We start from the raw sequence: 12,204 nt of genomic DNA on the forward strand, positions 1-12,204 counted from the left end.
GCCCTCACGCGCGACGAATCCGCCCCTTCCCGGCCCGAGGCTGAGACCAGACTCTGACCGGCTGTGCAGAAGGGGGCCCGCGATGGGGGCCGAGAACAAACGCAGACGTCTGCTGCCCTGGGCGGTGGTCGGGCTGTGGGTGATCGTGATCGCGGTGGCCGCCATGTTCGCCGGGAAACTTTCCGGCGTGCAGCGCGACGAGGCCGTCGACTACCTCCCGGCGAGCGCCGACTCCACCCATGTGGAGAAGGTCCGGCAGGAGCTGCCCGGCGGGGAGACGACCGATCTGATCGTCGTCTACCACCGCGACGGCGGGCTCACCGCCGCCGACCGGGCGGTCGCCGACGAGCAGTTGGCCCGGGTCGCCTCCGGACACGAGCTCACCGCACCGCCCAAGGGCATCCCGTCCGAGGACGGCACGACGCTGATGTACCCGATCGCGAGCGCCGCTCCGGCGCAGCCGGGCGCGGACAAGGAGGAGGCGCGGAAGGCCTTCGTCGATGAGGTACGGGCCGTCGCCACGACCGGCACCGGCGGGAGCGGCGCGGGCGGCGGCGGCAGCGGAAGCGACGGACTCGACATCGAGGTCGGCGGAGCCGGTGCGCTCCAGATCGACATGGAGTCCGTCTTCGAGTCCATCGACGGCACCCTGATGATCGCGACCGTGCTGGTGGTCGCGTTCCTGCTGATCCTCACCTACCGCAGCCCGTTCCTGTGGATCGTGCCCCTGCTCGTCGTGGGCGTCGCCGCGATCAGCTCGCGGGCCGTCGTCTACGGCCTGGTGCAGGGCTTCGACATCACCGTCACCAGCCAGAGCGCGGCGATCATGACCGTGCTCGTGTTCGGCGCGGGCACCGACTACGCGCTGCTGCTCGTCTCCCGCTACCGCGAGGAACTGCGCCGCGTACCCCACCCGTACGACGCGATGCGCATCGCGCTGCGCAACTGCGGCCCCGCCGTCGTCGCCTCGTCCGGCACCGTGGCGGCCGGTCTCCTCTGTCTCCTGGTCGCCGACCTCAACAGCAGCAGCGGCATGGGACCGATCGCCGCCATCGGCGTCGTGTGCGCGCTCGTCGCGATGCTCACGCTGCTGCCCGCCGTCCTGGTGCTGCTCGGCCGCCGCGTCTTCTGGCCGCTGATCCCCGTTTACGGCAGCGAGGTCAAACAGCGCCGCTCCTTCTTCGCGGCCATGGGCACGTCGGCGTCCCGCAGGCCGGTCGCCGTGCTGGGCAGCGGACTCGTGCTGCTCGGCGCCCTCGCCGTCGGCATCCTGAACCTGCCCGGCACCCTGAAGCAGGACGACAGCTTCATCGACCGGCCCGAGTCCGTCACCGCCATGCAGCGTCTGACCGAGGCGTACCCGGAGCAGAGCGCCCAGCCCATCAGCGTCATGGCGCCGGCCGGCCGGGCCGACGCGGCGCTGGAGAGAGCCCGTACGGTGCCGGGCGTCGCCGACGCCGAACGGGGCCGCAGCGGCGGAGGCTGGACCGAGATCGCCGTCTTCGCGAAGGACGCGCCCGAGTCGGCCGGCGAGACCGCCACCATCGAACGGCTGCGGTCCACCCTCGACGACGGGACCTACGTCGGCGGCCCCAGCGCGCAGCAGCTCGACCTCGCCGACACCAGCGCGAGCGACCGGCTGTATGTCATCCCGCTCGTCATCGTCGCCGTCCTGCTGATCCTCGTCGCCCTGCTGCGCAGCCTCGTGGCCCCTCTGATGCTGGTGGTCGCCGTCGTGGTCGTCTGGGGCGCGGCCATGGGCATCGGCGGGCTGGTCTTCGAGCCGCTGCTGGGCTTCGGCGGGACCGATCCGGGGCTTCCGCTGCTCTCGTTCGTCTTCCTCGTCGCCCTCGGCGTCGACTACGGCATCTTCCTGATGCACCGGATGCGCGAGGAGGCGCTGAAGGGGGCCGAGCCCGAGCAGGCCGCGCTGAGCGCGCTGCGCAGCACGGGCGGTGTGATCGCCTCGGCAGGCGTCGTGCTCGCCGCGACGTTCGCGGTCCTGGCCTCCCTGCCACTGGTGCAACTCGCGGAGATGGGCATCCTCGTCGCCGTGGGCGTCCTGCTGGACACCTTCCTGGTGCGCACGTATCTGGTGACGAGCGCGAGCGTGCTGCTCGGTCGCAAGGTCTGGTGGCCGGGGGCGCTCTCCAAACCGCCGGCCGCGCCGCCGTCCGACGGGGAACGGGCGGACCGCGAGCGGGAGCCGGTCGGCACCGGCGCCTGAGCGGCGGCGGCCGTGAAGTGACCGGTGCGGTACGGCTCCTGGGGGGCCGTACCGCACCGGAGCGCGACGAGAGAGGATGAACCCCGTGTCAGACACCCCCGCCAGAGGACGGCGCACCGAACGCGTCTTCGCCGTGCTCAACCGCGACTCGCTCGACGCACCGCACCGGATGCGCACCGACGTGGTGGTCAGCGCGGTCGTCGGTGCGCTGGGCGCCGTGCTCGCCTCCGTCGTGCCCGACGACGGCCTGGCCCTTGACGCCCTCGGCTGGGCGATCCTCGCCTTCGTCTCCGCTGCCCTGGCATGGCGACGGCGCCACCCGGTGGCCGTCCTGCTGGTGATGGTGGCCGTCGTCGCCCCGTACCACGCGATGGACTACTCGCACGCGGCCACCACACCGGCCATGCTGGTCGCCCTCTACACCGTCTCCGTCACCACCCCGCCGCTGCGTGCCGCGCTGATCGGTGTCGGCATGGTCTGTCTCACGCTCACCGTGATGTTCGCCGTCGATGTCGACCTGGGCCTGAAGATGCTCCGGACGTCGGGCTGGATCATCGCGGTCGTCGTCATCGGCATGGACGTACGCGTCTACCGCAAGTACATCGCGGCGGTCGTGGAACGCGCCGAACGCGCTGAGCGGACCCGGGAGGAGGAGGCCGCCCGCCGTGTCGCCGAGGAGCGCCTGCGGATCGCCAGGGACCTGCACGATCTGCTGGCCCACAGCATCACGCTCATCGGTGTCCAGACGTCGGTGGCCTCGCACGTCCTGTCCGTCGACCCCGGCCGGCTGGACCGGGCCGCCATCGCCCAGGCGCTCGACGGCATCTCCGACACCTGCCGTGACGCGCGCTCCGAACTGCGCACGACGCTGGAGGTGCTGCGCGCGGGCGGCAAGGGCGAGGAGGAGGGCACCTGGGGAGGCGCCCTGCCCGATCTGGCGGCGCTGTCCGGCCTCGTGGAGTCCGCGCGGACCGCGGGTGCGGAGACGGAGCTCACGGTGCGGGTGGACGGCGTACGGGTGCCACCGGTGGCCGGGGCGGCGGCCTACCGGATCGTGCAGGAATCGCTCACCAACGCGGTACGGCACGCGGGCCCCGCCCCACGGGTACGCGTCCGGGTCGAGACGTGCGACGGGGCCCTGCACGTCACCGTGACCGACAACGGGGGCACTCCCGGCGGCAAGGGGGCGCCCGCCGACCCCGGCTACGGCATCGTCGGCATGCGCGAGCGGGCCCGCAGCGTCGGGGGCACGCTCGAAGCGGGGTCGTACGACGGCGGGTTCCGGGTCTCCGCGCTGCTGCCGCTGCGGGGCCGGGGCGAGGACGCCGCAGAGGACGCCGCGGAGAACGCCCCGGCCGAGGGCACGGGCGGTCCGGCGCACTCGGACCTGCCCGCCGGGCGACGGGAGTCGCTCGCGTGAGCATGATCCGTGTACTGCTCGCCGACGACCAGCGCCTCGTGCGGGCCTCCTTCGCGATGCTCGTCGAGTCCGCGCCGGACATGGCGGTCGTGGGCCAGGCCGGCACCGGCAGGGAAGCCGTCGAACTGGCCCGCTCCGCGCGCGCCGACCTCGTCGTCATGGACATCCGGATGCCCGACACCGACGGCATCGAGGCGACCCGGCTGATCGCGTCCGACGACGACCTCGCCGGTGTCAAGGTGCTGGTCCTCACCACGTACGACACCGACGAGCACGTCGTGGAGGCGCTGCGGGCGGGCGCGTCCGGCTTCCTCGTGAAGGACATCAGACCGGCCGAACTCCTCGCCGCCATCAGGACGGTGGCGGCCGGCGACTCCCTGCTCTCCCCGGGCCCGACGGCGCGCCTGATCGCCCGCGTGCTCAGCGCCCGCAGCCGGGTGCCGGAGATGCTGAGCGCCGGCGGCCCCGACTGTCTGTCGGCCCGTGAGCGGCAGGTGCTCGCGCTCGTCGCACGCGGCCTCACCAACACGGAGATCGCGGAGTCGCTCGGCCTCAGCCCGCTGACCGCCAAGACGCATGTGAGCCGCATCATGGGCAAGCTCCGGGCCCGGGACCGGGCGCAACTGGTGATCATCGCCTACGAGTCGGGCCTGGTGACGCCCCGGGACGACCGGACACCCACCGCCGACGGCTGACGGCATCCCGACGGCGCCCAGGCCGCGCCCGCGCGGGGAGAACCGGGGGCGGCCCGAGCCGAACGACAGGCCCTGGACCGGCCCGCCCTCCCCGTGCGGGAGAATGGCGCCATGAGCCTGTTCCGCGACGACGGCATCGTGCTGCGCACCCAGAAGCTGGGTGAGGCGGACCGCATCATCACGTTCCTCACCCGGGGCCACGGCCGCGTCCGGGCCGTCGCGCGCGGAGTCCGCCGTACGAAGTCCAAGTTCGGCGCCAGACTCGAACCCTTCTCCCATGTCGACGTGCAGTTCTTCGCACGCGGCAGCGAACTCGTCGGACGCGGCCTGCCGCTCTGTACGCAGAGCGAGACCATCGCCCCGTACGGCGGCGCCATCGTCACCGACTACCCCCGCTACACGGCCGGTACGGCCATGCTGGAGACCGCCGAGCGGTTCACCGACCACGAGGGCGAACCGGCGGTCCAGCAGTATCTGCTCCTCGTCGGCGGGCTGCGCACGCTCTCGCGAGGGGAGCACGCCCCGCATCTGATCCTTGACGCCTTCCTGCTGCGCTCCCTCGCGGTCAACGGTTACGCGCCGAGCTTCGAGGACTGCGCGAAGTGCGGTCTCGACGGGCCGAACCGGTTCTTCTCGGTCGCGGCCGGCGGCGTCATATGCGCCGAGTGCCGGGTGCCCGGCAGCGTCGTACCCTCGCCGGAGGCGGTCGGTCTGCTCAGCGCGCTGCTGACCGGCGACTGGGGGACGGCGGACGCGTGCGAGGCTCGTCATGTCCGGGAGGGCAGCGGGCTGGTGTCCGCGTATCTGCACTGGCATCTGGAGCGCGGTCTGCGCTCACTCAGATATGTAGAGAAGAATTAGGAGACACGAGCGCATGGCACGACGCGGAATCCTGGGCCGGCCCCGCCGCGAGTACAAGGTCCCCGAGCCGCACCCCTCCGGTGCGGTCCCGCCGAAGATCCCCGGCGAGCTGGTCCCCAAGCATGTCGCGTGCGTGATGGACGGCAACGGCCGCTGGGCCAAGGAGCGCGGTCTGCCGCGCACCGAGGGCCACAAGGTCGGCGAGGGCGTCGTGCTGGACGTGCTCAAGGGCTGTCTGGAGATGGGCGTCAAGAACCTGTCCCTGTACGCCTTCTCCACCGAGAACTGGAAGCGCACGCCCGACGAGGTGCGCTTCCTCATGAACTTCAACCGCGATGTCATCCGGCGCCGCCGCGACGAGATGAACGAACTCGGCATCCGGATCCGCTGGGTCGGCCGGATGCCCAAGATGTGGAAGTCGGTCGTCCAGGAGCTCCAGGTGGCGCAGGAGCAGACCGTCGACAACGACGCCATGACGCTCTACTTCTGTGTCAACTACGGGGGCCGCGCGGAGATCGCGGACGCGGCGCGGGCGCTCGCGGCAGACGTGGCGGCGGGCAAGCTCGACCCGTCCAAGGTCAACGAGAAGACCTTCGCGAAATATCTGTACTACCCGGACATGCCGGACGTGGATCTCTTCCTGCGGCCGAGCGGTGAGCAGCGTACGTCCAACTACCTGATCTGGCAGAGCAGTTACGCCGAGATGGTCTTCCAGGACGTGCTGTGGCCGGACTTCGACCGGCGGGACCTGTGGCGGGCCTGTCTGGAATTCGCCCACCGGGACCGCCGATTCGGCGGGGCGCTGCCCAACGAACAGGACAAGTCCGGCGAGTTGAGCGAGAAGAACCACCCGGGCGAAGGGGCGTAAGAGCCGTACGGGGCGGGGCGGGGCGGGCGGGGCGGCCGGCCCCGCACCGGTCACCCGCCGGAGGCGTCCTGGCGGGGCGCGTCCCGGCCGGGCGCCGCCGCCCCGGGACCGTTCCCCGAGGCGCACTCCGCGCAGGTGCCGAAGACCTCCACCGTGTGGGCCACGGCCACGAAGCCGTGCTCGGCCGCGATCGTCTCGGCCCACTGCTCGACGGCCGGTCCCTCGACCTCGACGGCCTTTCCGCACACCCGGCACACCAGATGATGGTGGTGATCACCGGTCGAGCAGCGCCGGTAGACGGACTCCCCGTCGTTCGTGCGCAACACGTCGACGTCGCCCGCGTCGGCGAGCGACTGGAGCGTGCGGTAGACCGTCGTCAGACCGACCGAGTCACCGCGGTGCTTCAACATGTCGTGAAGCTCCTGCGCGCTGCGGAACTCGTCCACCTCGTCCAGCGCCGCGGCCACCGCGGCACGCTGCCGGGTCGATCGGCCGCGTACGGGGGCAGTGCTCGCCCCACCGCCAGGCGCAGTCGTCACGGATGCCTCCCATACCTCTGCCCGGAATCGCTCCATGGGCCCATTCTGCCAGCTCGTGTCAGGCCGTGGCCTCGTCCGAGGGACCACGCATGGCGGGAACCGGCGGACTCTCCGGCTCCGGCGCCCCCACCTGCCCTCGCGCCCGCCGTCTCGCCAGGGGCGTCGCGAGCACGGTCAGGACGAGGAAGACGCCGATCGCCAGCAGCACGATCGTCGCGCCGGGCGGTACGTCCTGGTAGTACGAGGTGACCGTGCCGGCCAGCGTCACCGCCGTACCGATCACCACCGCGAGCACGAAGGTGACGGCGAACGACCGGGTGATCTGCTGCGCGGCGGCCACCGGCACCACCATGAGCGCGCTGACCAGCAGCAGGCCCACGACCCGCATCGCTACGGTGACGGTCACCGCCGCCGTGACGGCCACGAGCAGGTTCAGGGCCCGCACCGGCAGTCCCGTGACCCGCGCGAACTCCTCGTCCTGGCTGACGGCGAACAACTGCCGCCGCAGCCCCACCGTGACCAGCACCACCAGCGCCGCGAGGACCCAGATCGCGTCCAGATCCGCCTCGGAGACGGTGGAGAGCGAGCCGAAGAGATACGAGCTGAGGTTGGCGTTGGAGCCGGTCGGCGAAAGATTGATCAGCAGGACGCCGCCCGCCATACCGCCGTAGAAGAGCATCGCCAGCGCGATGTCGCCGCGCGTGCGCCCGTACGCCCGGATCAGCTCCATCGCGATGGAACCGACGATCGCCACGGCTGTCGCCATCCACACCGGGCTGGTGGAGAGCAGGAAGCCCAGACCGACGCCGGTCATGGCGACATGGCCGATGCCGTCGCCCATCAGGGCCTGGCGCCGCTGGACGAGATAGATGCCGACGGCGGGCGCGATGACGCCGACCAGTACGGCCGCGATCAGGGCCCGCTGCATGAGGGCGGTCTCAAGGATTTCCATGATCAGGTCAGCAGTCCTGTACGGAGGGGCTCGCCGGCCGCGTGTGGATGACAGCCTTGATTGGTCGGGAGCCCGGGGTCGTCACCGGGCGCCGTGTGCTGCCCCACCGCCTTCGGCGGCGGCCCGTCGTGCGTCACACGGCCGTCGCGCAGCACCACCGCGCGGTCGATCAGCGGCTCCAGCGGGCCCAGTTCGTGCAGGACGAGCAGGACGGTCGTCCCGGCCGCCACCTGCTCACGCAGCGTTGCCGCCAGGATCTCCTGGCTGGCCAGGTCGACGCCCGCCATCGGCTCGTCCATGATCAGCAGTTCGGGTTCGGCGGCGAGGGCGCGCGCGATGAGCACCCGCTGGTGCTGGCCGCCGGAGAGCGCTCCGACCGCGTCCTTCGCCCGGTCGGCGAGACCGACCAGCTCGATGACGCGCTGGACGGCCGCCCGGTCGGCCTTGGTGGGCCAACGGAGCAGCCCGGTACGGGAGAGCCGCCCCGAGGCCACGACCTCGCGGACGGTGGCGGGAACGCCGCTCGCGGCCGTGGTGCGCTGCGGTACGTAGCCGATGCGCGACCAGTCGCCGAAGCGCCGCAGCGGGGTGCCGAAGAGCGTCACCTCGCCGCCGGTGAGCGGGACTTGGCCGATCACGGAGCGTACGGCGGTGGACTTGCCCGAGCCGTTCGCGCCGAGCAGTGCGACGACTTCGCCGCGTCGCAGGGAGAGGTCGATGCCGCGCAGGACCGGGCGGGAGCCGAGGGTGGCGGTCGCGCCGCGCAGCGACAGGACGGTGGGCGCGGGGGCGGGCCCGGCCGCCGGGGCGGTCTTCGGTACGTCCTCCGCCTCCCCTTCGGCGGCGTCCGCCTGCCCGGTCTGCGTCGTTGCCACGTCCCGTACCTCCGTTGCTCCGGTCAGCTGTTTCACTTCGCGCCGAGAGCCTTCTCCAGCGCGGCGAGGTTGGACTTCATGACCTCGACGTAGTCAGCGCCCTTGGACTTCTCCGTGATTCCCTCGATGGGATCCAGGACGTCCGTCCTCAGGCCGCTGTCGGCGGCGACGGTCTTGGCCGTCTTGTCGCTGACCAGCGTTTCGAAGAAGACCGTACCGACCTTGTCCTCGGCCGCGATCGACCGCAGTTCCTTTATCCGCGCCGGGCTGGGCTCGGACTCGGGGGAGAGGCCGGAGATGGACTCCTGTGTGAGGCCGTAGCGCTCGGCGAGATAGCCGAAGGCCGAGTGGGTGGTGATGAAGGTCTTGGTGGAGGTGTCGGCGAGACCCTCCTTGAAGGCGGTGTCGAGGGTGGTGAGCCGCTCGACGAGGGCGGTGGTGTTCTTCCGGTACGCCGCCGCGTTGTCCGGGTCGGCCTTCTCCAGCGAGGCGCCGACCCCCTTGGCGACCTCCGCGTACTTAACCGGGTCGAGCCAGATGTGCGGGTCGGTGCCGGCCTCGCCCTCGTGTTCCTCCCCGGCGTGCTCCTCGCCCGCGTGCTCGTCGCCGTGCTCGTCCCCGTGGTCGTGGCCGACCTCCGAGCCGTGCTTCTCCAGCGTGGTGAGGGAGGCGGCGTCGACGGTGTTCGGCACCCCGGCGGCGGTGATGGCCTCGTCGACGGCGGGCTGGATGCCCTTGAGGAAGAGGATGTAGTCGGCCTCGCCGAGCTGTGCGGCCTGCCGGGTCCCCAGCTCCAGTTCGTGCGGCTCGACGCCGGGCTTGGTGAGCGTGGAGACATCGACGTGGTCCCCGCCTATCTCCTCGGCGAGATACTGCATCGGGTAGAACGACGCGACCACCGCGAGCTTGCCGCCGCTCTTCCCGGCGGCTCCACCGGCGCCGTCGGCCGCGTCGGAGGGGGAGCACGCGGACAGCGCGACCAGGCCGAAGGAGAGCGACCCGGCGAGCGTGGCGGTGGGTATCAGGCGTCGTATGTTCATGACAGTCATTTTCAACAAAAGTGGAAACGATTGTCAACAAGAGGTGGTGAAGGCCACCGCGGGACACCGATTTGATACAGGGGGTGCGCCCGCCGCTAATCTGGGGCATTCGCCGTTCGCCGTCGTAATGAAGAGAGCACCGTGGCCGCCGACAAGATCGACAGCATCGTCAACCTGAGCAAGCGCCGTGGCTTCGTCTACCCGTGCAGCGAGATCTACGGCGGTCAGCGTGCCGCCTGGGACTACGGGCCGCTCGGGGTCGAGCTGAAGGAGAACATCAAACGCCAGTGGTGGCGTTACATGGTCACTTCGCGCGAGGACGTTGTCGGTCTCGACTCCTCGGTGATCCTTGCTCCCGAGGTCTGGGTGGCCTCGGGCCATGTCGCCACGTTCACCGACCCGCTCACCGAGTGCACCTCCTGCCACAAGCGTTACCGCGCGGACCATCTGGAGGAGGCGTACGAGGAGAAGCACGGCAAGCCGCCGGCCAACGGCCTGAACGACATCAACTGCCCCAACTGCGGCAACAAGGGCACCTTCACCGAGCCCAAGTCGTTCTCCGGTCTGCTCTCCACCCACCTCGGCCCCACGCAGGACTCCGGCTCGGTCGCCTATCTGCGCCCCGAGACCGCGCAGGGCATCTTCACCAACTTCGCCCAGGTGCAGCAGACTTCGCGCAAGAAGCCGCCGTTCGGCATCGCGCAGATGGGCAAGTCCTTCCGTAACGAGATCACGCCCGGCAACTTCATCTTCCGCACACGTGAGTTCGAGCAGATGGAGATGGAATTCTTCGTCAAGCCCGGCGAGGACGAGACGTGGCAGGACTACTGGATGGAGCAGCGCTGGAACTGGTACCGGGACCTCGGCCTGCGCGAGGAGAACATGCGCTGGTTCGAGCACCCGAAGGAGAAGCTCTCCCACTACTCCAAGCGCACCGCCGACATCGAGTACCGCTTCAGCTTCGGCGGCTCGGAGTGGGGCGAGCTCGAAGGCGTCGCGAACCGCACGGACTACGACCTCAACGCGCACTCCAAGGCCTCGGGCCACGACCTGTCGTACTTCGACCAGGAGGCCGGTGAGCGCTGGACGCCGTACGTCATCGAGCCCGCCGCCGGTGTCGGCCGCGCGATGCTGGCCTTCCTCCTCGACGCGTACAACGAGGACGAGGCGCCCAACGCGAAGGGTGTGCTGGAGAAGCGCACGGTGATGCGGCTCGACCCGCGTCTGGCGCCGGTGAAGGTCGCGGTGCTGCCGCTGTCGCGCAACCCGCAGCTGTCGCCCAAGGCGAAGGGGCTCTCGGCGGACCTGCGGAAGAACTGGAACATCGAGTTCGACGACGCGGGCGCGATCGGCCGGCGCTACCGCAGGCAGGACGAGATCGGTACGCCGTTCTGCGTCACCGTCGACTTCGACACCCTCGACGACGACGCGGTGACGGTGCGCGAGCGCGACACCATGAAGCAGGAGCGCGTCTCGCTGAGCCAGATCCAGGGTTACCTGGGTGAGCGGCTGCTCGGCTGCTGATTACGGTCGTGGCTCGAAGCCCCCGGTTCCGTGACGGAGCCGGGGGCTTCGTCGCACACTGCTCTGTGGCCGCATTCGTCAACAGGAGGCACCCATGCCGCCCACGACCAGCAGCAAGGTAAGCCGATGGGACCAGCACGGCCGGGAGCATGTCGTCCATGTCCAGAAGGCGGGCATCCAGCGGGCGTTGACCTGCGACACCTGCGGCTGGAAGAAGAACGCGCAGTTCCTGCCGTGGCTCAAGGCGGAGGAACATCTCGGCGAGGCGCACCAGGCGACGGTGGATCCGACGGTGACCGGCACCGGCTGAGTACGGCCGCGAGGTCCCTGCCGGGGGCGGTGCCGGGCGAGTGCCTGGCGCGTGCCGGGCCGGGAAAATGAGGTGACCGGTGCCACCCGCCCGGTGGTAGCGTCTCGGGCATGTTCTTCCAGATCTACGAGTGAGGACGCGGCGGTCACGGTCCGCCTCTCACCAGACGCATCCGCAGATCACTTCGCCTTCACCAATTCGGGAGAACCCGTGGCAAAAAGCCGGAACAACCTTCTCGGCGTGGGCGGACAGCGCAAGAAGCTGTCCCGCGCCGACCAGCAGGGCAACGGCCCCACCAGGAACGCCGACCGCAAGGTCGCCGAGGACAAGAAGCAGGAGCTCGTGCGCAAGATGCGCGAGCGGGCGACCGGTACGCGGTCCGAGGACGGCACCGAGAACGCCGGCGACGCGACCGCCGCCACCGGCTCGACGGACACGGCGGGCGCGGGCGACACGTCCCAGTCCTGACCCGCACAGCATGACGACGGCCCCGATCACTCCGGTGACCGGGGCCGTTCGCCGTGCGCGTCACCTGGTACACGTGGCTGGAGCAGGGCCGCGACATCAAGGTGTCCGCCCAGGTGATCGACGCGCTGGCCCGGCCGCTGCTCCTCGGTCCCAGCGAGCGCGCCCACCTGTTCGCGCCGGCGGGTGCCGTCGACCAGGCCCCCGGGACGCAGTGCCCCACCATCACGCCCGGCGTGCGACAGACGCTGGAGCGGCTGGACCCCTTCCCGTCCTGCGTACAGAACGGGCGCTACGAGGAGTGGCAGTCCTCCCAGGGCAACCGCGCGGAGACCGTCCGGCTGATGACGGCCCGGTTCCGCGCCGACATGGCGGAGCATCTGGGACATGGCGGAGCATCTTGCGGAGCCCGCCTGGAAGACGCCGCT

The 12,204-nt window shown here is 70.7% G+C and carries 12 protein-coding genes and 1 pseudogene; 9 read left to right on the plus strand and 4 right to left on the minus strand.

Annotation, left to right across the window (positions count from 1 at the left end):
- The first annotated feature begins 82 nt into the window (after positions 1 to 82).
- The 5 genes from OIE74_RS26545 (at position 83) to OIE74_RS26565 (ending at position 6,071) form a co-directional block, all read left to right on the plus strand.
- The gene (locus OIE74_RS26545) at positions 83 to 2,227 is read left to right on the plus strand and encodes an MMPL family transporter (RefSeq protein ID WP_329387889.1); all 2,145 of its coding nucleotides are present in this window, start codon (positions 83 to 85) and stop codon (positions 2,225 to 2,227) included.
- A gap of 76 nt (positions 2,228 to 2,303) precedes the next feature.
- Positions 2,304 to 3,647 carry a sensor histidine kinase gene (locus OIE74_RS26550; protein WP_329387891.1) on the plus strand — a complete coding sequence of 448 codons (1,344 nt, stop codon included), beginning with the start codon at positions 2,304 to 2,306 and terminating at the stop codon, positions 3,645 to 3,647.
- 2 nt (positions 3,648 to 3,649) lie between these two features.
- Positions 3,650 to 4,342: a response regulator transcription factor gene (locus OIE74_RS26555; protein WP_329392451.1), complete on the plus strand. Its 693-nt coding sequence runs from the start codon at positions 3,650 to 3,652 to the stop codon at positions 4,340 to 4,342.
- A gap of 111 nt (positions 4,343 to 4,453) precedes the next feature.
- Positions 4,454 to 5,203 carry a DNA repair protein RecO gene (gene recO / locus OIE74_RS26560; RefSeq protein ID WP_329387894.1) on the plus strand — a complete coding sequence of 250 codons (750 nt, stop codon included), beginning with the start codon at positions 4,454 to 4,456 and terminating at the stop codon, positions 5,201 to 5,203.
- A gap of 13 nt (positions 5,204 to 5,216) precedes the next feature.
- A complete protein-coding gene (locus OIE74_RS26565; RefSeq protein WP_329387897.1) occupies positions 5,217 to 6,071 on the plus strand; it encodes an isoprenyl transferase in 855 nt (284 codons plus the stop codon).
- 50 nt (positions 6,072 to 6,121) lie between these two features.
- On the opposite strand, the gene OIE74_RS26570 is transcribed toward OIE74_RS26565, so the two are convergent.
- From OIE74_RS26570 to OIE74_RS26585, 4 genes are all read right to left on the minus strand, one after another.
- The gene (locus OIE74_RS26570) at positions 6,122 to 6,610 is read right to left on the minus strand and encodes a Fur family transcriptional regulator (protein ID WP_329387899.1); all 489 of its coding nucleotides are present in this window, start codon (positions 6,608 to 6,610) and stop codon (positions 6,122 to 6,124) included.
- 58 nt (positions 6,611 to 6,668) lie between these two features.
- The gene (locus tag OIE74_RS26575) at positions 6,669 to 7,562 is read right to left on the minus strand and encodes a metal ABC transporter permease (RefSeq protein WP_329387902.1); all 894 of its coding nucleotides are present in this window, start codon (positions 7,560 to 7,562) and stop codon (positions 6,669 to 6,671) included.
- Positions 7,563 to 7,564: 2 nt separating this feature from the next.
- The gene (locus OIE74_RS26580; protein WP_329392452.1) at positions 7,565 to 8,335 is read right to left on the minus strand and encodes a metal ABC transporter ATP-binding protein; all 771 of its coding nucleotides are present in this window, start codon (positions 8,333 to 8,335) and stop codon (positions 7,565 to 7,567) included.
- A 134-nt stretch (positions 8,336 to 8,469) separates the two neighbouring features.
- Positions 8,470 to 9,477 carry a metal ABC transporter substrate-binding protein gene (locus OIE74_RS26585; protein ID WP_329387904.1) on the minus strand — a complete coding sequence of 336 codons (1,008 nt, stop codon included), beginning with the start codon at positions 9,475 to 9,477 and terminating at the stop codon, positions 8,470 to 8,472.
- Positions 9,478 to 9,618: 141 nt separating this feature from the next.
- Here OIE74_RS26585 and OIE74_RS26590 point away from each other — a divergent pair, with 141 nt between their 5' ends.
- From OIE74_RS26590 to OIE74_RS26605, 4 genes and pseudogenes are all read left to right on the plus strand, one after another.
- Entirely contained in the window at positions 9,619 to 11,001 is a 1,383-nt protein-coding gene (locus tag OIE74_RS26590; protein ID WP_329387906.1) for a glycine--tRNA ligase, read from the plus strand.
- Between the two features lie 94 nt (positions 11,002 to 11,095).
- Positions 11,096 to 11,311 carry a hypothetical protein gene (locus OIE74_RS26595; protein WP_329387909.1) on the plus strand — a complete coding sequence of 72 codons (216 nt, stop codon included), beginning with the start codon at positions 11,096 to 11,098 and terminating at the stop codon, positions 11,309 to 11,311.
- A gap of 210 nt (positions 11,312 to 11,521) precedes the next feature.
- Positions 11,522 to 11,779 (plus strand): DUF6243 family protein, encoded by a 258-nt coding sequence (locus OIE74_RS26600; protein ID WP_329387912.1) that lies wholly within the window; start codon positions 11,522 to 11,524, stop codon positions 11,777 to 11,779.
- 50 nt (positions 11,780 to 11,829) lie between these two features.
- Positions 11,830 to 12,196, plus strand: a pseudogene (locus OIE74_RS26605) (helix-turn-helix domain-containing protein); the annotation flags it as partial.
- Positions 12,197 to 12,204: the final 8 nt, after the last annotated feature.

This window comes from Streptomyces sp. NBC_01716, assembly GCF_036248275.1.
In the GTDB taxonomy this organism is placed as follows: Bacteria; Actinomycetota; Actinomycetes; order Streptomycetales; family Streptomycetaceae; genus Streptomyces.

What these genes read in the sequence shown, in the direction of transcription:
- OIE74_RS26545 (WP_329387889.1), top strand. Translation starts at nt 83, where the DNA reads ATGGGGGCCGAGAACAAACGCAGACGTCTGCTGCCCTGGGCGGTGGTC.
- OIE74_RS26550 (WP_329387891.1), top strand. Translation starts at nt 2,304, where the DNA reads ATGAACCCCGTGTCAGACACCCCCGCCAGAGGACGGCGCACCGAACGC.
- OIE74_RS26555 (WP_329392451.1), top strand. Translation starts at nt 3,650, where the DNA reads ATGATCCGTGTACTGCTCGCCGACGACCAGCGCCTCGTGCGGGCCTCC.
- recO (WP_329387894.1), top strand. Translation starts at nt 4,454, where the DNA reads ATGAGCCTGTTCCGCGACGACGGCATCGTGCTGCGCACCCAGAAGCTG.
- OIE74_RS26565 (WP_329387897.1), top strand. Translation starts at nt 5,217, where the DNA reads ATGGCACGACGCGGAATCCTGGGCCGGCCCCGCCGCGAGTACAAGGTC.
- OIE74_RS26575 (WP_329387902.1), bottom strand. Translation starts at nt 7,562, where the DNA reads ATGGAAATCCTTGAGACCGCCCTCATGCAGCGGGCCCTGATCGCGGCC.
- OIE74_RS26585 (WP_329387904.1), bottom strand. Translation starts at nt 9,477, where the DNA reads ATGAACATACGACGCCTGATACCCACCGCCACGCTCGCCGGGTCGCTC.
- OIE74_RS26595 (WP_329387909.1), top strand. Translation starts at nt 11,096, where the DNA reads ATGCCGCCCACGACCAGCAGCAAGGTAAGCCGATGGGACCAGCACGGC.